Raw genomic sequence first — 18383 nt, forward strand, 5'->3', positions numbered from 1 at the left:
GCTAAGGTCCCCAAGTGTGTGTTAAGTGGGAAAGGATGTGGAGTTGCACAGACAACCAGGATGTTGGCTTAGAAGCAGCCACCATTTAAAGAGTGCGTAATAGCTCACTGGTCGAGTGACTCTGCGCCGAAAATGTAACGGGGCTAAACACACCACCGAAGCTATGGCTTGATACATTAGTATCAGGGGTAGGGGAGCGTTGTATATACGTTGAAGGTATACCGTAAGGAGTGCTGGAGAGTATACAAGTGAGAATGCCGGTATAAGTAACGAAAAGATCAGTGAGAATCTGATCCGCCGAAAGCCTAAGGGTTCCTGAGGAAGGCTCGTCCACTCAGGGTAAGTCGGGACCTAAGGCGAGGCCGAAAGGCGTAGTCGAAGGACAACAGGTAGAAATTCCTGTACCACCGTAATCCGTTATGAGTAATGGGGTGACGCAGTAGGGTAGTGACGCGGACTGATGGATGTGTCCGTCTAAGCAGTGAGGCTTGTGTGTAGGCAAATCCGCACACTAAAGGCTGGGCTGTGATGGGGAGCGAAAATTTATAGTAGCGAAGGTCATGATCTCAGACTGCCAAGAAAAGCCTCTAACCAGGAGAAGGTGCCCGTACCGCAAACCGACACAGGTAGGCGAGAAGAGAATTCTAAGGCGCGCGGAAGAACTCTCGTTAAGGAACTCGGCAAAATGACCCCGTAACTTCGGGAGAAGGGGTGCCCCGGTAGTGTGAATAGCACGAGGGGGCCGCAGTGAAAAGGCCCAAGCGACTGTTTAGCAAAAACACAGGTCTGTGCGAAGCCGTAAGGCGAAGTATACGGGCTGACGCCTGCCCGGTGCTGGAAGGTTAAGGGGAGTGGTTAGCTGCAAAGCGAAGCTATGAACCGAAGCCCCAGTAAACGGCGGCCGTAACTATAACGGTCCTAAGGTAGCGAAATTCCTTGTCAGGTAAATTCTGACCCGCACGAATGGCGTAACGACTTGGGCGCTGTCTCAACGAGAGATCCGGTGAAATTTTAATACCTGTGAAGATGCAGGTTACCCGCGACAAGACGGAAAGACCCCATGGAGCTTTACTGCAGCTTGATATTGGACTTTGATACGATTTGTACAGGATAGGTGGGAGCCTAAGAAGTAGGAGCGCCAGCTTCTATGGAGGCAATGTTGGGATACCACCCTGATCGTATCGGAGTTCTAACCTAGGACCGTGACCCGGTTCGGGGACAGTGTCAGGTGGGCAGTTTGACTGGGGCGGTCGCCTCCTAAAGTGTAACGGAGGCGCCCAAAGGTTCCCTCAGAATGGTTGGAAATCATTCGAAGAGTGCAAAGGCAAAAGGGAGCTTGACTGCGAGACTGACAAGTCGAGCAGGGACGAAAGTCGGGCTTAGTGATCCGGTGGTACCGCATGGAAGGGCCATCGCTCAACGGATAAAAGCTACCCTGGGGATAACAGGCTTATCTCCCCCAAGAGTCCACATCGACGGGGAGGTTTGGCACCTCGATGTCGGCTCATCGCATCCTGGGGCTGAAGTAGGTCCCAAGGGTTGGGCTGTTCGCCCATTAAAGCGGTACGCGAGCTGGGTTCAGAACGTCGTGAGACAGTTCGGTCCCTATCTGTCGTGGGCGTAGGAAATTTGAGAGGAGCTGTCCTTAGTACGAGAGGACCGGGATGGACGCACCGCTGGTGTACCAGTTGTTCCGCCAGGAGCATAGCTGGGTAGCTACGTGCGGAAGGGATAAGCGCTGAAAGCATCTAAGCGTGAAGCCCCCCTCAAGATGAGATTTCCCAATTAGTAAGACCCCTTGAAGACGACGAGGTTGATAGGCTTGAGGTGGAAGTACAGTAATGTATGGAGCTGACAAGTACTAATCGGTCGAGGGCTTATCCTACATGTTACGAAGATTCATCTTCGCAGACATACGGGTGTACACACACTTACACACAATTTTGTTTCGTATCCGGTTTTCAAGGATTAAGCCTTGAAATTATAGCTTGGAGAGATACCCAAGTGGCTATAAGGGGACCCTCTGCTAAGGGGTTAGACTGCGTAAGCGGTGCGAGGGTTCGAATCCCTCTCTCTCCGCCATTAGTACAAGCTTATTGTTTTAAAGAAAATATGTATTTCTTAATGTGGCGGTGTAGCTCAGCTGGCTAGAGCGTACGGTTCATACCCGTGAGGTCGGGGGTTCGATCCCCTTCGCCGCTACCATATTTCCCTGGAGGCTTAGCTCAGCTGGGAGAGCATCTGCCTTACAAGCAGAGGGTCGGGGGTTCGAACCCCTCAGCCTCCACCATTATTACATTACTTCATATTTAATGAAGATCTTACACTTGCCGGTGTAGCTCAACTGGTAGAGCAACTGACTTGTAATCAGTAGGTTGGGGGTTCAAGTCCTCTCGCCGGCACCATTTTTTACAACATTCTACACGTATTACTGCGGAGCCGTGGTGTAGAGGCCTAACATGCCTGCCTGTCACGCAGGAGACCGCGGGTTCGAATCCCGTCGGCTCCGCCATTTTTATTAAAACACATGTTTCCACAAGAAAGTGGGAAGGCTAACACTGCTCCACTTTATTTTTTTGGACAATTTTATATGGCTCGGTAGCTCAGTCGGTAGAGCAGAGGACTGAAAATCCTCGTGTCGGCGGTTCGATTCCGTCCCGAGCCACTTTATGTCTTTCAAATCATTGAGATTTGATTGGGCATACAACCTGGAGGCTTAGTGAAGTGGCTAAACACGGCAGACTGTAAATCTGCTCTCTTCGAGTTCGGTGGTTCGAATCCATCAGCCTCCACCATTTTTATTTTTAGTACGAGCCATTAGCTCAGTTGGTAGAGCACCTGACTTTTAATCAGGGTGTCGAAGGTTCGAGTCCTTCATGGCTCATCTCAAATGCCGTTAATCCTTAGGATTGACGGCATTTTTGTGTTATCAAAGAGCGGAACCTTGTCTGATGTGTAGTTGGATCACAAATTGTTCATTATTAGGGATGGGCTTAGCAACATGAGAAAATTAAATTATCGCTTTGATGTGATACAATAAGCTAAGTTAAAGCCAACAAAAATTGATTAGAAGGAAAGGCAACCCGCTATGGATATAAACTTGCTGAAGCAACAGGTTGAGAATATTATCGGGGCTCCGTTATCACTGAAGAAACATTCCTCTGCCGTTCAGGTCACCCGGTCTGAAGTTACGCAGCTGACGGATAGGGAAGTGCAACTAATCGAATTGCTGCTTACTGCGGCAAATGAGGGTGCGAAACCGTTGGTGCCTTCCAAGCGGGAGGATGAACTCCGAAGTATCGAGCTCGGTGAATGGATACAGGAACGAGTGGAGCGTAAGGAACTGGGATGTCCAGTTCCAGATAGAATGGCAGTAAAGCCTCTTTTGAAAGTACCTATGCTTCCCTTTTTGCTAAGTGGAGAGAAAAGCTTGGGACTCGTGATTCAATTCTCGAAGTTGAATAAATTACTGCGCAGTTATTTTGGTGGAGATATTGTGTTACTTCCGCTCAAAGAAGACTGGTTGATCCTGGTGAGTGAGGAATTGCTGGAGGATCTCCGTGAAGAGAGTAAGGAAGGTATGTCGGCAGAACGTGAAATGCTTGGCGAATTGTGTCAGGGATTGTATGAACTGATAACGAATGAATGGGTCGGTGGCGGCTTTTATTTGGCTGTGGGTGACCTTGTGACAAGTGATGAATTGATTGTTGGTTCTGTTGTGTCACTGAGCGAGACACTGCTACTAGGCCGGATGTTCTATGTGACAGAGCATATTTATTTGCCTTGGGAACTGCAATTGGAGCGTTTGATATATAGCATTCCTGAAATCCAACGTTCACAGTTTATTGAAGAGAATGGTATTCACTTAAGTGTGTTGAAGGATGAGGAGACGCGGACAACGCTCGAAACTTTTTTTCAACTAGATTGCAATATGAGTGAGACGGCTAAGCGACTTTACGTTCATCGCAATACATTAATATATCGGATGGACAAGTTCAAACAAGAGACAGGACTTGATGTAAGAACGTTTCAGGATGCGGTTTTAGTTAAGCTTGGGCTGTTGCTGTACAAAGTTACGAAAAGGACTTAATTTTTTTGTGCAGTTTGTGTATGGCGGTGTTTAGGCTCCATAGGTTAATATAAATATAGAAATTGTATCCGATTACATTTAAGTCATTGAAACTTACAATAATTATTCCTAGGAGGAAAAACACATGGCAGGCGTACGCTTAGAACACATTTACAAGAAATATGCAGGATCAGACAAAGCAACAGTAGTAGATATCAATCTTGATATTCAAGACAAGGAATTTCTAGTATTGGTTGGTCCTTCCGGTTGCGGTAAATCCACAACTCTTCGTATGATCGCTGGTCTTGAAGAAATTTCTGAAGGTAAATTGTACATTGGCGACCGTGTCGTTAATGATGTAGCTCCTAAAGACCGTGACATCGCGATGGTATTCCAATCATACGCTTTGTACCCACATATGAACGTATATCAAAACATGGCATTTGGTTTGAAACTACGTAAAGTGAAGAAAGAAGAAATCGATCAACGCGTTCGCGATGCTGCGAAAATTCTCGATATCACTCACTTGCTTGATCGTAAACCAAAAGCACTTTCCGGTGGTCAACGTCAACGTGTTGCCTTGGGACGCGCGATTGTCCGCGATCCACAAGTCTTCCTTATGGATGAGCCACTTTCAAACTTGGATGCTAAACTTCGTGGACAAATGCGTGCTGAAATCACGAAGCTGGTTAAACGTTTGGAAACTACTTGTATCTACGTAACGCATGACCAAACAGAAGCTATGACGATGGGTGATCGCATCGTTGTTATGCAAGATGGCTTTATTCAACAAGTTGCATCTCCTGAAGAGTTGTACAACCAACCACAAAACATTTTCGTAGCTGGATTCATTGGATCCCCTACTATGAACTTTGTAACTGGTTCTATTGTAGAACAAGGCGGAGCGGTTTACTTCCAATCCGATCGTTTCAAAGTTGAAATCCCACAAGGCAAAGCTACTATCCTGAAAGAAAAAGGATACCTTGGTGGTAAAGAAGTTATCATGGGTATTCGCCCTGAAGATATTCATGAAGAGCCAATCTTCTTGGAAGGTTCCCCTAACAGCATCTTCACAACAACTGTTGATGTGACTGAAAATCTTGGTCATGAAATGCTATTGTACTTGAACAATGCAACTCCATTGATCGCTCGTGTAGATGGACGTTCCAACACTCGTGAAGGTGATAGCGTGAAATTAGCTATCGACATGAACAAAGTCCATGTCTTTGATAAAGAGACTGAATTGAATGTATTCTACAATTAATCGGTAACGATTAATCCGAAACCGCCCTTCGGGGCGGTTTTTTTGTATTAGAAATAGCACCCGTGATTGATTTAAGAGGCATTTTCATTTACGATGATTACATTGAATTAAAGTATGGGTATGGAACACATATTTACATAATATTCGCAGGCTCATTCAGGAGCTAGGACGAGAGAGCTCAATTCGTCGCTTCGTGATCTGGATGACCAGATGAGAAAGGGAGAACATCATGGTTAAAAAAGTGAAAGTGTCAGAAATGGTTAACCAATTCGGACTAGAGGTTGTCTCTGGAGAAGAGGGCCTGAAACGGCCGATTACAGTAGATGATCTATATAGACCAGGTCTGGAAATGGCCGGTTACTTTGAGTATCATCCACCTGAACGTGTACAGATCTTAGGGAAGACGGAGCTTGCCTTCATTGAAATGCTTCCACCTGATCAACGTAAGGATCGGATGGAGCGTTTATGTAGTAATGAGGAGACACCGTGTATTATTGTAACGAGATCATGGGAGGTTCCTGACGAACTGATTGAAATCAGTAAGAAGAACAACATTCCAATTCTACGCAGTAGTATGGCAACCACGATTCTGTCCAGCCGGATTACGAGCTTCCTGGAGCGGAAACTGGCTCCTACGGCGACCATTCACGGTGTACTAGTTGATGTGTACGGGGTGGGTATGCTTATTACCGGAACCAGCGGGATCGGGAAAAGTGAAACAGCACTGGAATTGGTTAAGCGTAGTCATCGTCTCATTGCCGATGATGCAGTAGAAATTCGCCAGACTTCGGACAACCAGTTACATGGTACAGCGCCGGAGTTGATTCGGCATTTGCTAGAAATTCGTGGAGTCGGTATCATAAATGTAATGACACTCTTTGGGGCAGGTGCAATCCGTAACAACAAACGGATCTCTCTAGTTGTGAAGCTTGAAGCATGGCAGCAAGAGAAGCAATATGACCGCCTTGGACTTGATGAAGAGACCACTCGGATTATTGATACAGATGTGCCACTAGCAACGATTCCTGTCCGTCCTGGACGAAACCTTGCTGTTATTATCGAAGTAGCCGCAATGAATTTCCGTCTCAAACGGATGGGATATAATGCCGCACTACAATTTACTACGAAGCTGACGGAGACAATTGCAGAAGATGTAGATGATTTGGATTAGGAGCGTGAATAATGGGCACTTTGTTATTAAATCCGATTGTTTTCTCAATTGGTAGTTTGAGTGTACGTTGGTATGGTTTGATACTGGGAGCCGGAGCATTAGTAGGATTGCTGCTTGCGATTCGTGAGGGGAAACGTTTCGGTATTCCTTCGGAGTTTTTCATGGATGTGCTGCTATTCGGTGCTCCTTCCGCAATTGTAGCCGCTAGAATTTATTATGTTGCCTTTACATGGGATCAATATAAGAATGATTTATGGAAGGTATTTGCAATATGGGAAGGTGGTATCGCTATTTATGGCGCCTTAATCGGTGCGATTATATGTGCGGTCATCTTAGTTCGTCGTAGGGGATATAATTTCTGGCGTATTGCAGATATTTGTGCACCGGGCCTCATCGTCGGTCAGATGATTGGTCGCTGGGGTAACTTTGTTAACCAAGAAGCCTATGGCGGCGAGACTACGCTGACCTTCCTTAGAGATCGATTGCATTTGCCTTCATTTATCATCGATCAGATGTATATAGATGGCGTTCTCCATCATCCAACGTTCCTGTATGAATCTGTGTGGAGTCTGGGAGTTCTAATTCTGCTCTTTATTCTTAGAAGAGCTAAATTCCTACGTTCAGGAGAGTTATTCTTCTCTTACTTCATTCTCTACTCCATCGGTCGCTTCTTCATCGAAGCACTGCGTACAGACAGCTTGGCGTTCCAAGGTCCTGCGTGGCTAGCCTCATTTATTAATGGGTTATGGTCTCCAATGACTTGGTTCGGCTTCGAGCAGGGGGCACTGGATCCATCTTACGGAAATATAAGAATATCTCAATTATTGCCTATATTAATCGTTATTGGAGCAATTGTGGCAATGGTGCTGAGACGCAAATTGATTGCGAATCTGCCGTATTACAGTGATCCGATTGTTTCCACGAAGATTAGTGAGGTAGACAGTCTACCTGCTGCGGCTTCACAGGAGAAGGGCACTACACCAGCAAAGGGTACGATGGCAGATCATCTAGATGAGACAGAAAAGAAGGAGTAAAGATATAAATGATAGATACAGTGTTATTTGATCTTGATGGAACGATTATTAATACGAATGAATTAATCATTTCGAGCTTCCAACATGTTCTGGATAAGCACATGTCACAGTCATTCACTAGGGAACAGATTATTCCGCATATGGGGATGACTTTGGAGCAACAGCTACAGATTTTTACGGGGAATGATGACGTCGCGGAAATGGTCGTTGACTATCGTGCACATAACGCTATACATCATGATAATATGGTCAAGGAATTTCCGCATGTTAAAGAAGTAATAGCAGCTTTGCATGAACGAGGTATCAAGCTCGGCGTGGTGACGACGAAGATTAGACCTTCTACTTTGAAGGCGTTAGAAATGTTCGGGTTGTTAGAGTATATGGACACTATTGTCACTGTAAATGATGTTGAACATCCGAAGCCTCATCCTGAACCGGTTTTAACGGCGCTAGAAAGATTGAAGGCTGATCCGCAGCGCACGCTTATGGTAGGTGACAGCGCGGCAGATATACAATCAGCGAATGCAGCTGGCGTGAAGTCGGTCGCAGTGGCTTGGTCGCTTAAGGGTGTGGAAGTACTGCAGAAGTACGACCCGGATTATATCCTAAATGACATGACTGATATATACGATGTGTTGGGATGGGAGCCAGAGAAAAAGTGAGAAATATGCGGCGTTATCCAGTTGAAGGTCCAAACGCATTGTGGCAATTGTACCGTACAGTGAGTCCTTGGAAGGGTGTAAAGAATTTCATCTTTATCCAGATTGCACGTTATTGCCCGGTGTTGTCACTGAAAAACTGGATTTACCGTCATATCTTAGGCATGAAGGTTGGAGATCATACCGCCTTCGGCCTGATGGTGATGGTCGATGTATTTTTTCCTGAGTTGATTACGATTGGTCGTAATTCGGTGATTGGTTATAATACAACGATTCTTGCACACGAGTATCTGATCAAGGAGTATCGGCTTGGCGAAGTGAATATTGGCTCGGAAGTGATGATTGGAGCCAATACTACAATTTTACCGGGGATAACGATAGGGGACGGCGCGGTGATCGCAGCAGGCTCTATTGTGCATAAGGATGTGGCAGCGGGTACGTTTGTGGGTGGTAATCCACTACGCGTTCTGGAGCGCCACAGTCAGGAAGAGAGGTCATCTAATTTATAGGTGGCCTTTTTGTCTTTTAATCGAGAGAAAACCATTCATGCAGTGCTCCATAAAAAAGGTGAAGTTCGACGGTTTTGGAGATAAAGGGTATTACTTAAGAAGGCGATTCCTGCGTTGATAGCGAAATGATAATATTGAAGTCATTAATCCATTAAAGGAGTCCTTGAAATGAGTGACATGTCCAACGTTAGTAATGCATTTCATACCTTTATCAAAGAAGCACCCGAACAACAGCAAATCTGGATGGAAACTGTGAAGAGATTGGGTGCGAGCAGCAAACTCGATCCCAAAACGGAAGAACTGGCCTATATAGCTGTTCTTGCAGCTACGAGGATGGAAAGTGGTCTTTCCTTCCATGTGAAACACGCCAAGTCGCTTGGAGCAACGCGAGAGGAAATTATCAGCGCTATATTGGTGGGACTTCCCGCGGTTGGTAATACAGTTATTCAAAGCCTACCAGTAGCTATCAAAGCCTATGATGAAATATAATGATTAAATTGAAGAACGGATCGTTCCGAGGTGGACGATCCGTTCTTTTTCACGTTTAGCGGTTAACTACATTCTCCGGTTACTTAAGTTTGATACTGACATTCTCTTTAATTATTTTGCCTGGATACGTTGTGATATCAAATGTTAGTGGTTGCGGGTAGCTTTCTTGTTTTAAGCGATAGGTTATCGTTTCAAAATCGTCACCGGCAAAACCAATTCCAGAACGTCCAGCTTGAAATGTATGTGTCATCCCATCAGCATCCGTAAATTCGTAGCTTAAGTATAATGAAGAGCCATATTCAGAGTCTCGAAATACTTTTAATTGGAGCTCAGTTGAGTCTTTGCCTGCGGTAACATCAACAAATTGCACCGAGGAATCAGGTACGCTAATTAATTTCTTAGCCTCCGTGTCGATAACGAGCTTCAAATTACTACCGATGGATTCTTCAATACCGGAGAATTGAAAAGTTAACTCGTCTAAGCTAGTGTAATATAGGCTTCTAAAATACATCGAAGAGATAAGGGCTCTCCCGTTAACTGAGCTAGTGGTTGAGCCTGTTGAATCTATAATCCGGTCTCCATCTTGACCCTTTATATTTAGCTGGGGAGCGAAGTAGTTTTGTATTTTTTTATTAGGGACCTCGTTATACTGCAGTTGGATTTCCGTGCTAAGTGGTCTTATCGTTGCTTCTGTGATCGTGATCTCATGGTCGCCTATGGAAGCCTTTTGGTTTATCTCTGAAGTCTGTTCTAAGTCAGCATAAAGACTGGAATCTAACGTGACAGGGATATCAAATTGTACTCGTTTGTCGTCTGATTGCTCGCCCATGCCCCACTTCCCGGAAAATGTGAATTGCTCAGGAGTATGGCCATTATAGAACTCGAGTGTATAGTAACCGTGCTCAAAGTTGGTTGGACTTCCAGGGGGATTCTTCAGTGGATCCGAGAATTGAATCCCAGCCTCCAAATAGTTGCCTTCGGCATCAACAAAACTGGCGTTGTTTGTATGAATCGGCACGTTAGCAGGTAGATTCTCCGAAGTATAGAATACGACCATGGTCCGGCTATCAGCGAGAACACCGTCAATGGTCACCTTTAAGGCGCCATGTGTAACAGTTTGATTCAAAGGTTGGTATAATCCGTGATCTGCGGCTTCCTTCATTTCTGGTGTAAACATAGAGGTCACATAGTCTGGGATATCCATATGACTTCCAAGAACATCTTTATCTTGGGAATGTATCGAACCTCGAATTTGCAAAACTAGGATCAACAATAAACAACAGGCTAGAGCCCCTGCAGGGATTACCCATCTTCGTCTAAGAGAAGAACTTCTTCGTTTCATTCGTCCACTCTCCATTCCGCTCCGTAGTGCGATGTCCAATTTACTCACATCTACAAGCTTCTCGGCCAGTTTACTGTTCTCATATAACTGGATCAAATCGATTTCTTCACGCTCAGCCATAATACCGTTCACCTCCCCAGTCCATCTGTTTCCGAATTTGCTTCAACCCTTGATGCAGCCAAGTTTTGATGGTACCCTCGGGACGGTCAAGGACTTTTGCGATATCCGTAAGTGTCATGTCCTGATAGTATTTCAACATGAGCACATGACGGTACTTCGGTTTCATTTGCTCCAGAGCCATTTCTAAGTCCATACGCACCACACTGATCATTTCCGCAGTACCTGTTGTTGTATCCATCGACACTTCAGGAGTAATTCTTCTACGACGTTTCTGTTCATCTATGCTGCAGTTAATAAGAATTCGAATAAGCCAAGGCATAAAGGAATCGGGGTCTTTAAGCTGAGTACATTTACTCCAGGCACGGCATACCGTCTCTTGTACTACTTCTAAGGCGTCGGCTTCATTTCTTAAATAGCTGTAGGCGATGCCAAACAATTTCCTCTTATGTATCGATATCAATTGGTAAAAGGCATCTTCGTCTCCCCTGCATGCAGCGGCAGCCCATCCTTTCTCTATCATTTGTACGGGCTCCTTTCCGTGTAAACCGTAGTTGAAAAGATAACTGATAGGTAACTCTAAGGTAACTAACTTGGCGCCAAATTATCGAGATAAGTACAACATAGTAGAATCTATTCACTCTTTACATATAAAGACGGCGGGGGGAAGCAAACGGTTTTTTATTGTTATGTAATATTAATTTTTTTCACATAGCGTTCAATTTTGAATAAGAGTTGTAGGGTCTAAGGTGGACAATTCCCCAATTTATAGGAGATAATATTTGTGTTGTAAATTAACAGCAGGGAGCTGGTATAGTGAGTCGGATTGTGAAGGAACGTTTGCCACAATTAGACCTGTTTCGGGCGTTTGCTATCTTTTGTGTTATTCAGGTCCATTCCTCTTCGTTTGCGGCTGCGGAGCAAGCGTTAAATTCACCGATTTTTTATTTCTATAATTGGATGAATATTTTCTTTAAGGTCGGCACGCCTTCTTTTATTTTTCTCAGTAGTTTTGTTTTATTCTATAATTATTTCGATCAACCGGTAAATGGTGCGCTGGTTCGTAGATTCTACAAGAAACGGTTAACGTACATCATATTGCCGTATATATTAGTCTCTTGTTGCTATTACATCGTGCTCGCACATGAACGTGGTATTCTAGGCTCGACGCCGATTCTGGAGCATTTACAGACGCTCGGCTTGAAGTTGTTAACGGGTACAGCGTATACCCATTTATATTTCGTATTTATTAGTATCCAATTCTACATTCTATTTCCGTTATTGCTATGGTTGTTCCAGTCATTCCGTAAGCATAAGGTGTTGTTGGCCCTTATCCTGCCGCTTGGGCTTGCGCTGCAATGGGGTTTCGTATTCTTGAACAAATATCAATTACATCTTCCGAATAAAGGGAGCTACGCTTTATCCTACATGGCTTATTACATGATGGGTGCGGCGTTTGCTATCTACTTCGAGCAGATTAAGGGCTGGCTGAAGACGGATTGGAAAGAGATGTCGAAGAACTACAAGTTGTATACGGTAGTTTTGTGGTCTAGTTGGTTAATTATTGCCTTCGTTCATGTTCAATTGTGGTACTCCTATCGTTTGGGTCTGAGCAGACCGAATACGTTCTGGTTTGAATTACTGTGGAACGTTCATACATTGTTCTCAGCTATTGTGCTCATGAAGGCTGCCTTTATAATTCACCGTAAGGCTCCAGCATTTTGGGTTAAACTTTTTACTCGTATGGGTGAGGTGTCTTTTGCCATTTATTTATTTCATCCTGTTGTGCTGTTATATTATCGTAAGATAAGAAATCATATCTATCTTCCTGGTGAGTCTTTGCGATATTTTCCCTTTATTGTTGGTGGATCACTTTGTGCTCTAATCATCTCATGGATTTTCGTACAGTTCTGTTTCAAGAGACTGCCGTTCGCATCTCTATTCCTAGGAAGTATTCCTGCCTCTTTAAGAAAGAAGAAAAGCCCTACCGGAAAGAACTCAGATCACAACCAACCAGCTCAAGCTAATATGTAACGTTTAATCGCCGACTTGGATATCAAGTCGGTTTTTTCTCGTAGAAATGGATACTTTCCATATACGGATAGCACCATGACATACTTAATTTCCACTAATAAAGACGCACTCATGACATGTGCAGATTTTACCACTATACTAATAGTACTATCGTAAATAGTCGATTTATTTGAGTACATATTATGGGTAACAAGCAAGCTTTGGTGCGTTGACGATTCAGGAAAAAGTATGATAAGATATCCCATATTCTTTAATTAGGTAGTATGGTAGCACTTTAATATGATAAAGTGAATTTGAGAGGTGAAGGTCTTGTCGAAACCCAAAGGATTTGAAAAACCGTCCGGCGTTCGTGACTATCTTCCTTATGCAGTGGAGAAACTTCGGGCGATTGAGCGCAGTGTGCTAGATTGTATGGCGGGCTGGGGATACCGTCAAATTATGACCCCAACAATGGAATATTATGAAACGGTAGGCGTGGCAAGCTCTACATCGGACCATAAGTTGTTCAAGTTGCTTAACAACCGGGGAACCTCGATGGTTCTACGTTCGGATATGACGACTCCAATTGCTCGGGTTGTATCTTCTCTATTGCGGGAGGAGCCACTACCACTTCGCCTGTCTTATCATGCGAATGTATTTCGGGCCATTGAAGAAGAAGCAGGGCGGGAAGCTGAATTTTTTCAAACCGGGGTGGAGCTTGTTGGAGATGATTCACCAGAGGCGGATGCCGAGGTCGTAGCACTTGCCGTTGCTTCGTTGCAGGCTGCTGGAGTGACTTCATTCAAAATCGCGCTGGGACATGTGGGATTTCTGAATGGGCTTCTGGAAGATGCGGTTCCGGGAAGGGAAGATGTTCGGGAGGCACTCAAGGAAGGTCTACTACATCGCGATTATGTGGGTTACCGCGAAACACTGGCGCAACTATCCCTTGCTGCGGAACAGCGGGATGAACTGGAAGGGATCCTGAGGCTTCGTGGAGGCAAAGAGATCTGCTCTCAAGCGCGAGAACTAAGTCAGAATCCGCTCGCTCAGGCGTCGGTAGAACATCTTAGTCAAGTTTGGGACGCATTAGAGGATTACGGCGTTGCTCAGCATGTAATGATCGACCTTACCATGATCGGAGATTTTTCTTACTATACAGGAATGACATTTGAAGGTTATGCGGCTGAACTCGGCTTCCCAGTATGTAGTGGCGGTCGTTATAATAAATTATTACAGCAGTTCGGGCGTCCAGCGCCGGCAACGGGCTTCTCACTAAAGACGAATCGGATCTTAGACGGTGTAAATGGAATTCAGGTTGAACCAGCGCTACCGATTCTTCTGCAATACGATGTTGCCCATCGCAAAGAAGCTTTTGCTGAGGCGAAGAGATTACGGAGTGAAGGTCGTAGTGTTGTGATGAAGCATAGCGATGGACCTGACGACCTGATCTGTGATACCGCGGGTAAGGGTAAACGTAAAGGGCCATTGGGACCAGCTTACGGCGAGATAGTCAGTTTTGTTGAGGGGGACTGAACCTTGGGAGAAATTATTAAAGTAGCTATGCCAAAAGGGCGTATTTATAAAAAAGCTGCGGAATTATTTCGCGCGGCAGGTCTACAAATTCCAGTGGATGTCGATGAATCCCGTAAACTGGTCATCTCACTTCCGGAGATTGGTATGGAATTTATTATGGCCAAACCGGTCGATGTGCCAACCTATGTGGAATATGGAGTTGCAGATATCGGCATTGTCGGTAAAGACGTACTCATGGAAGAGAACCGAGATGTATATGAACTGCTTGACTTGGGAATTGCCCGTTGTCGTATGTCAGTCATCGCTCTGCCAGATTGGGAGCCCGGCATACATCAGCGCGTGGCGACGAAGTATCCCAATGTGGCTTCACAATATTTTCGCGAACAAGGTCAGCAGGTTGAGGTTATTAAGCTGAATGGATCCATTGAGCTTGCGCCATTAATTGGATTAGCTGATCGGATCGTTGATATGGTGGAGACTGGCCAGACCCTGCGGGAGAATGGTTTAGTGGAAATGGAGAGCATTTTTGAAATTACGAGTCGGTTGGTTGCCAACCGTGTAAGTTATAGGATGAAGAACGCAGAAATTCAAGCGGTTTGCGATGCACTAAGCCGTGTGATTCAAGGAGGCGTGCAGGGATGAGAATAGTTGCGGCACAGGATTATGATTTGCGTCGGGAAGTAGAGTACGGATCTCCTGAGCAGAATGAAGCTGTTAAACATATTGTGGCGGCTGTGAAGCAAGAGGGTGACGCTGCCCTACTGCGTTTTACGGAGAAATTTGATGGAACAAAGCTGGAAGCAGGGGCGCTACGGGTAACGCAGGAGGAGCTTAAGGCAGCTTATGAACGTGTGGAACCATCATTTGTGACTGCGATAGCGGCTGCAGCGGTTAACATTCGGGCTTTTCACTCTAGACAGAAACGAAATTCTTGGATGGATGTGCAACCTGACGGCAGTTTACTAGGACAAATTATTCGTCCTCTTAAACGGGTCGGTGTATATGTTCCTGGAGGGAAGGCTGCATATCCTTCCTCTGTACTAATGAATGTAATTCCAGCACAGGTAGCTGGTGTGCCGGAGATTGTAATGGTGACACCACCAGCAACAGGTGGGCAAGAGGGAATTGACCCCTACATACTAGTAGCTGCGGCGGAAGCCGGAGTCAATGAGATTTACCGTGTCGGCGGGGCGCAAGCCATCGCGGCGCTCGCTTACGGCACGGAGAGTATTACTCCCGTGGACAAAATCTGCGGTCCAGGTAATATCTACGTCGCTCTAGCGAAACGTGAAGTATACGGGGTAGTGGACATCGATAGTATCGCCGGACCTAGTGAAATTGCTATTTTAGCTGATGATGTTGCGGATCCTGCCTACGTGGCAGCGGATCTGTTATCCCAAGCAGAACATGATGAGATGGCATCTGCCATCTTGGTAACAACCTCACCGGATTTTGCTAAGGCTTGTCAAAGAGAAGTGGAACAACAACTGGCGGAGCTACCGCGGAAGGTAATTGCGGGGGCGTCGATTGAAAATTACGGGGTTATTCTCCTTGTGAATTCGATTGAAGAAGGCATCGATGTCATTAACCGATTGGCACCAGAGCATTTTGAGTTAATTGTGGAGAATCCTATGGGTTATCTCGGCATGATTCAGAATGCGGGAGCAATATTCCTCGGTCCCTATAGTTCAGAGCCCGTAGGGGATTATTTTGCCGGACCTAATCACATTATTCCGACCAATGGAACGGCGCGTTTCTCATCGCCGGTGGATGTAGATGATTTCATTAAGAAATCAAGTGTGATCTATTACAGTAAGCAAGCGTTGCTGGAGAACGGTGAGACCATTATGGAGCTAGCACGAAAAGAAGGGCTGGAAGGTCACGCCCGAGCAATAGAAATTCGGCTTCGCAAAGAAGGAAAGGTGGAATAGGCAATGACAGCAAGTAATGAGGAAGTAAAGGGACGTAGTGCAAGTGTTAACCGTAAAACGAATGAGACAGATATCAAACTTCAATTTGCGGTAGATGGTACAGGGAAGTCTTCACTCGAAACGGATGTACCGTTTCTGAATCATATGCTTGATCTGTTTACGAAGCATGGCCAATTTGACCTGTCAGTTGAGGCGCATGGGGATATAGAAATTGACGATCACCATACAGTTGAGGATATCGGGATTTGTCTCGGGCAGACTTTGCGCGAAGCATTGGGTGACAAAAGAGGAATAAAACGTTATGCGAGTGTCTTTGTCCCGATGGATGAAGCGCTGGCTCAGGTAGTGATAGATGTTAGTAACCGTCCTCACTTTGAATACCGTGCAGAATATCCATCGGACCGGGTAGGCAGCTTTGATGTACAGCTTGTCCATGAATTCCTCTGGAAGTTAGCGCTTGAAGCACGGATTACGCTCCATGTGATTGTACATTACGGTCAGAACACGCATCACATGGTCGAAGCGGTATTTAAGGCGCTAGGAAGAGCGCTCGATGAAGCGACGAGTATTGATCCGCGTGTAAGCGGTGTGCCGTCGACGAAGGGAGTGCTATAGATCGTGGGCATAGCCATCGTTGATTACGGAATGGGCAATTTGCACAGCGTTGGCAAAGCCGTCGAACGTTTGGGGTTTGAAGGTATTGTGACTGGCGATGAGCGGGTGATTCTGGAGGCGGATGGCGTCATATTGCCAGGCGTGGGCGCCTTCGGCGATGCGATGGAACATCTGCGCGAAACCGGATTGGACGCGGTGGTGCGGAAGGCCGCGGCAAGTGGCAAGCCGCTGCTTGGCATTTGCCTTGGTATGCAGCTGCTCTTCGACGAGAGTGAAGAGCATGGCCGCAACACGGGCCTCGGTATTCTACCGGGCCGTGTAGTACGGTTTCAAGGCGGCAACTATAAGGTGCCGCATATGGGCTGGAACCGGCTGGAGTTTAAGCAGCCGGATAGTCCGCTTCTGGCAGGGCTTACGGAAGGACACGTATACTTTGTCCATTCCTATCATGTACTGCCAGAGCGCGGGGATGATCTGCTGGCCGTGACCGATTACGGCCATCCGGTGACGGCTATTGTAGGCCGTGACAATGTGTACGGCATGCAGTTCCATCCCGAGAAGAGTAGCGAGCTTGGCATGGCGCTGCTCGGTAACTTCCTCTCCCTCGCTGAGGGACGTAAGGAGCGGAGCTGATTAGCTGAAAGAGTAAATAGTGTTTTCTGACAGTAGAAGATATATGCAGATCGTAGCGGAGAGGGCGGAATTGTCCTGAAGAAGAGAAGCGGTCGCCTTTGCCTCCGAATTTTCACTGTTAACAGTGACGTATTCAAAAAAATTTGGAGGCAACAGCGATCGTAAGGACAATCCGTCCGCGTAGCGGTCATCTACAGATAAATTTTGATTAATTTGAGCGGAGGAAACAAACTATGTCTTCATTCGTAATCTACCCTGCAATTGATATCCGGGGAGGAAAATGCGTTCGTCTTGTTCAGGGCGACTATGGCCGTGAGACGGTCTATAATGAAAATCCACTAGAAGTGGCTAAATCCTGGGAAGTCCAAGGCGGGAGCTTTATCCACTTAGTTGATCTGGACGGAGCCAAAGCTGGTCATCCTGTTAATGATGAACTAATTGGTCAAATTGCCCGTAGCGTGCAGGTTCCTGTACAAGTGGGCGGTGGTTTACGGACTCTGGAGGACGTGAAGAGACTGCTATCTCTCGGCGTTAGTCGGGTTATTATTGGAACGGCGGCAATTGAAGACCGCGAGTTTACCGAAGCTGTACTTGGTACTTACGGCGATAAAGTAGCCATAGGTATTGATGCCCGGAACGGCTTCGTTGCCACACGTGGTTGGCTCGAGACCTCCGAGGTTCAGGCGGAGGAGTTAGCTAAACAGCTTGCTGCGAAGGGGGCTGAGACGTTTATCTTCACCGATATTTCTCGTGACGGTATGATGCAAGGACCTAATGTGGAGGCCATTGTCTCGCTTGCCAAAGCATCAGGTAGAACGGTTATCGCCTCTGGTGGCGTTACTGTTCAAGATGATCTGCTAAGTCTAGCAGCGCATGCGGATCAGGGCGTAGGTGGGGCCATCGTGGGCAAAGCCCTTTATACAGGAAGTATTGATCTTGCTCAGGCTCTTCTCGCGATAAATAATAAATCTCTACTTTAGAGATGAAAGGAAGTCGATGAC

At 45.9% G+C, this 18383-nt stretch carries 16 protein-coding genes, 8 tRNA genes and 1 rRNA gene (1 of these 25 only partly in view); 23 read left to right on the top strand and 2 right to left on the bottom strand.

Annotation, left to right across the window (positions count from 1 at the left end; all coding sequences use genetic code 11):
• The 16 genes from NST85_RS00790 to NST85_RS00865 all read left to right on the top strand — a co-directional run.
• A 23S ribosomal RNA gene (locus NST85_RS00790) occupies positions 1-1885 on the top strand (it extends 1047 nt beyond the left edge of the window).
• Positions 1886-1990: 105 nt separating this feature from the next.
• Positions 1991-2082: transfer RNA gene (locus NST85_RS00795), tRNA-Ser, on the top strand.
• Positions 2083-2128: 46 nt separating this feature from the next.
• Positions 2129-2205 (top strand) — tRNA-Met (locus NST85_RS00800).
• Between the two features lie 9 nt (positions 2206-2214).
• A tRNA-Val gene (locus NST85_RS00805) sits at positions 2215-2290 on the top strand.
• A 39-nt stretch (positions 2291-2329) separates the two neighbouring features.
• Positions 2330-2405, top strand: a tRNA-Thr gene (locus NST85_RS00810).
• 30 nt (positions 2406-2435) lie between these two features.
• Positions 2436-2512 (top strand) — tRNA-Asp (locus NST85_RS00815).
• Positions 2513-2592: 80 nt separating this feature from the next.
• A tRNA-Phe gene (locus NST85_RS00820) sits at positions 2593-2665 on the top strand.
• A gap of 45 nt (positions 2666-2710) precedes the next feature.
• A tRNA-Tyr gene (locus tag NST85_RS00825) sits at positions 2711-2795 on the top strand.
• Between the two features lie 16 nt (positions 2796-2811).
• A tRNA-Lys gene (locus NST85_RS00830) sits at positions 2812-2884 on the top strand.
• A 204-nt stretch (positions 2885-3088) separates the two neighbouring features.
• Entirely contained in the window at positions 3089-4090 is a 1002-nt protein-coding gene (locus NST85_RS00835; protein WP_341188271.1) for a PucR family transcriptional regulator, read from the top strand.
• A gap of 124 nt (positions 4091-4214) precedes the next feature.
• Positions 4215-5333 carry an ABC transporter ATP-binding protein gene (locus NST85_RS00840; protein ID WP_127193163.1) on the top strand — a complete coding sequence of 373 codons (1119 nt, stop codon included), beginning with the start codon at positions 4215-4217 and terminating at the stop codon, positions 5331-5333.
• A gap of 229 nt (positions 5334-5562) precedes the next feature.
• Positions 5563-6504 (top strand): HPr(Ser) kinase/phosphatase, encoded by a 942-nt coding sequence (gene hprK / locus NST85_RS00845; RefSeq protein ID WP_127193164.1) that lies wholly within the window; start codon positions 5563-5565, stop codon positions 6502-6504.
• An 11-nt stretch (positions 6505-6515) separates the two neighbouring features.
• Complete coding sequence (lgt, locus tag NST85_RS00850; protein WP_127193165.1) at positions 6516-7538, top strand: prolipoprotein diacylglyceryl transferase; 1023 nt, start codon at positions 6516-6518, stop codon at positions 7536-7538.
• Positions 7539-7546: 8 nt separating this feature from the next.
• Positions 7547-8200, top strand: a complete 654-nt coding sequence (ppaX, locus tag NST85_RS00855) for a pyrophosphatase PpaX (RefSeq protein WP_127193166.1) — start codon at positions 7547-7549, stop codon at positions 8198-8200.
• Entirely contained in the window at positions 8197-8706 is a 510-nt protein-coding gene (locus NST85_RS00860; RefSeq protein WP_211350149.1) for an acyltransferase, read from the top strand. The genes ppaX and NST85_RS00860 overlap by 4 nt, the downstream gene beginning before the upstream one ends.
• A 168-nt stretch (positions 8707-8874) precedes the next feature.
• Complete coding sequence (locus NST85_RS00865) at positions 8875-9195, top strand: carboxymuconolactone decarboxylase family protein (protein ID WP_127193168.1); 321 nt, start codon at positions 8875-8877, stop codon at positions 9193-9195.
• A gap of 79 nt (positions 9196-9274) precedes the next feature.
• Here NST85_RS00865 and NST85_RS00870 read toward each other — a convergent pair whose 3' ends face one another.
• Positions 9275-10657, bottom strand: a complete 1383-nt coding sequence (locus tag NST85_RS00870; protein ID WP_127193169.1) for a DUF4179 domain-containing protein — start codon at positions 10655-10657, stop codon at positions 9275-9277.
• Complete coding sequence (locus tag NST85_RS00875) at positions 10650-11177, bottom strand: sigma-70 family RNA polymerase sigma factor (RefSeq protein ID WP_127193170.1); 528 nt, start codon at positions 11175-11177, stop codon at positions 10650-10652. The genes NST85_RS00870 and NST85_RS00875 overlap by 8 nt, the downstream gene beginning before the upstream one ends.
• A 293-nt stretch (positions 11178-11470) precedes the next feature.
• Between NST85_RS00875 and NST85_RS00880 the strand changes: the two genes are divergently transcribed.
• The 7 genes from NST85_RS00880 (at position 11471) to hisA (ending at position 18362) form a co-directional block, all read left to right on the top strand.
• Positions 11471-12688: an acyltransferase gene (locus NST85_RS00880; protein ID WP_341188272.1), complete on the top strand. Its 1218-nt coding sequence runs from the start codon at positions 11471-11473 to the stop codon at positions 12686-12688.
• Positions 12689-12997: 309 nt separating this feature from the next.
• Positions 12998-14203, top strand: coding sequence for an ATP phosphoribosyltransferase regulatory subunit (locus NST85_RS00885; RefSeq protein WP_341188273.1), 1206 nt, complete (start codon positions 12998-13000; stop codon positions 14201-14203).
• A gap of 3 nt (positions 14204-14206) precedes the next feature.
• Positions 14207-14845, top strand: a complete 639-nt coding sequence (gene hisG / locus NST85_RS00890; RefSeq protein WP_127193173.1) for an ATP phosphoribosyltransferase — start codon at positions 14207-14209, stop codon at positions 14843-14845.
• Complete coding sequence (hisD, locus tag NST85_RS00895) at positions 14842-16134, top strand: histidinol dehydrogenase (RefSeq protein ID WP_127193174.1); 1293 nt, start codon at positions 14842-14844, stop codon at positions 16132-16134. Before hisG ends, hisD begins: the two co-directional genes overlap by 4 nt.
• A 3-nt stretch (positions 16135-16137) precedes the next feature.
• Positions 16138-16749 carry an imidazoleglycerol-phosphate dehydratase HisB gene (gene hisB / locus NST85_RS00900; protein WP_127193175.1) on the top strand — a complete coding sequence of 204 codons (612 nt, stop codon included), beginning with the start codon at positions 16138-16140 and terminating at the stop codon, positions 16747-16749.
• Between the two features lie 3 nt (positions 16750-16752).
• Entirely contained in the window at positions 16753-17382 is a 630-nt protein-coding gene (gene hisH, locus NST85_RS00905; protein WP_341188274.1) for an imidazole glycerol phosphate synthase subunit HisH, read from the top strand.
• A 233-nt stretch (positions 17383-17615) separates the two neighbouring features.
• A complete protein-coding gene (gene hisA / locus NST85_RS00910; protein WP_127193177.1) occupies positions 17616-18362 on the top strand; it encodes a 1-(5-phosphoribosyl)-5-[(5-phosphoribosylamino)methylideneamino]imidazole-4-carboxamide isomerase in 747 nt (248 codons plus the stop codon).
• Positions 18363-18383 lie beyond the last annotated feature (21 nt).

This window comes from Paenibacillus sp. FSL K6-2524 (assembly GCF_038005525.1).
GTDB classification, from domain to species: domain Bacteria; phylum Bacillota; class Bacilli; order Paenibacillales; family Paenibacillaceae; genus Fontibacillus; species Fontibacillus anaericanus.

Excerpts from the sequence above, each read along its gene's own strand:
- NST85_RS00835 (WP_341188271.1), top strand. The coding sequence starts at position 3,089 with ATGGATATAAACTTGCTGAAGCAACAGGTTGAGAATATTATCGGGGCT.
- NST85_RS00840 (WP_127193163.1), top strand. The coding sequence starts at position 4,215 with ATGGCAGGCGTACGCTTAGAACACATTTACAAGAAATATGCAGGATCA.
- hprK (WP_127193164.1), top strand. The coding sequence starts at position 5,563 with ATGGTTAAAAAAGTGAAAGTGTCAGAAATGGTTAACCAATTCGGACTA.
- lgt (WP_127193165.1), top strand. The coding sequence starts at position 6,516 with ATGGGCACTTTGTTATTAAATCCGATTGTTTTCTCAATTGGTAGTTTG.
- ppaX (WP_127193166.1), top strand. The coding sequence starts at position 7,547 with ATGATAGATACAGTGTTATTTGATCTTGATGGAACGATTATTAATACG.
- NST85_RS00865 (WP_127193168.1), top strand. The coding sequence starts at position 8,875 with ATGAGTGACATGTCCAACGTTAGTAATGCATTTCATACCTTTATCAAA.
- NST85_RS00870 (WP_127193169.1), bottom strand. The coding sequence starts at position 10,657 with ATGGCTGAGCGTGAAGAAATCGATTTGATCCAGTTATATGAGAACAGT.
- NST85_RS00875 (WP_127193170.1), bottom strand. The coding sequence starts at position 11,177 with ATGATAGAGAAAGGATGGGCTGCCGCTGCATGCAGGGGAGACGAAGAT.
- hisD (WP_127193174.1), top strand. The coding sequence starts at position 14,842 with ATGAGAATAGTTGCGGCACAGGATTATGATTTGCGTCGGGAAGTAGAG.
- hisB (WP_127193175.1), top strand. The coding sequence starts at position 16,138 with ATGACAGCAAGTAATGAGGAAGTAAAGGGACGTAGTGCAAGTGTTAAC.
- hisA (WP_127193177.1), top strand. The coding sequence starts at position 17,616 with ATGTCTTCATTCGTAATCTACCCTGCAATTGATATCCGGGGAGGAAAA.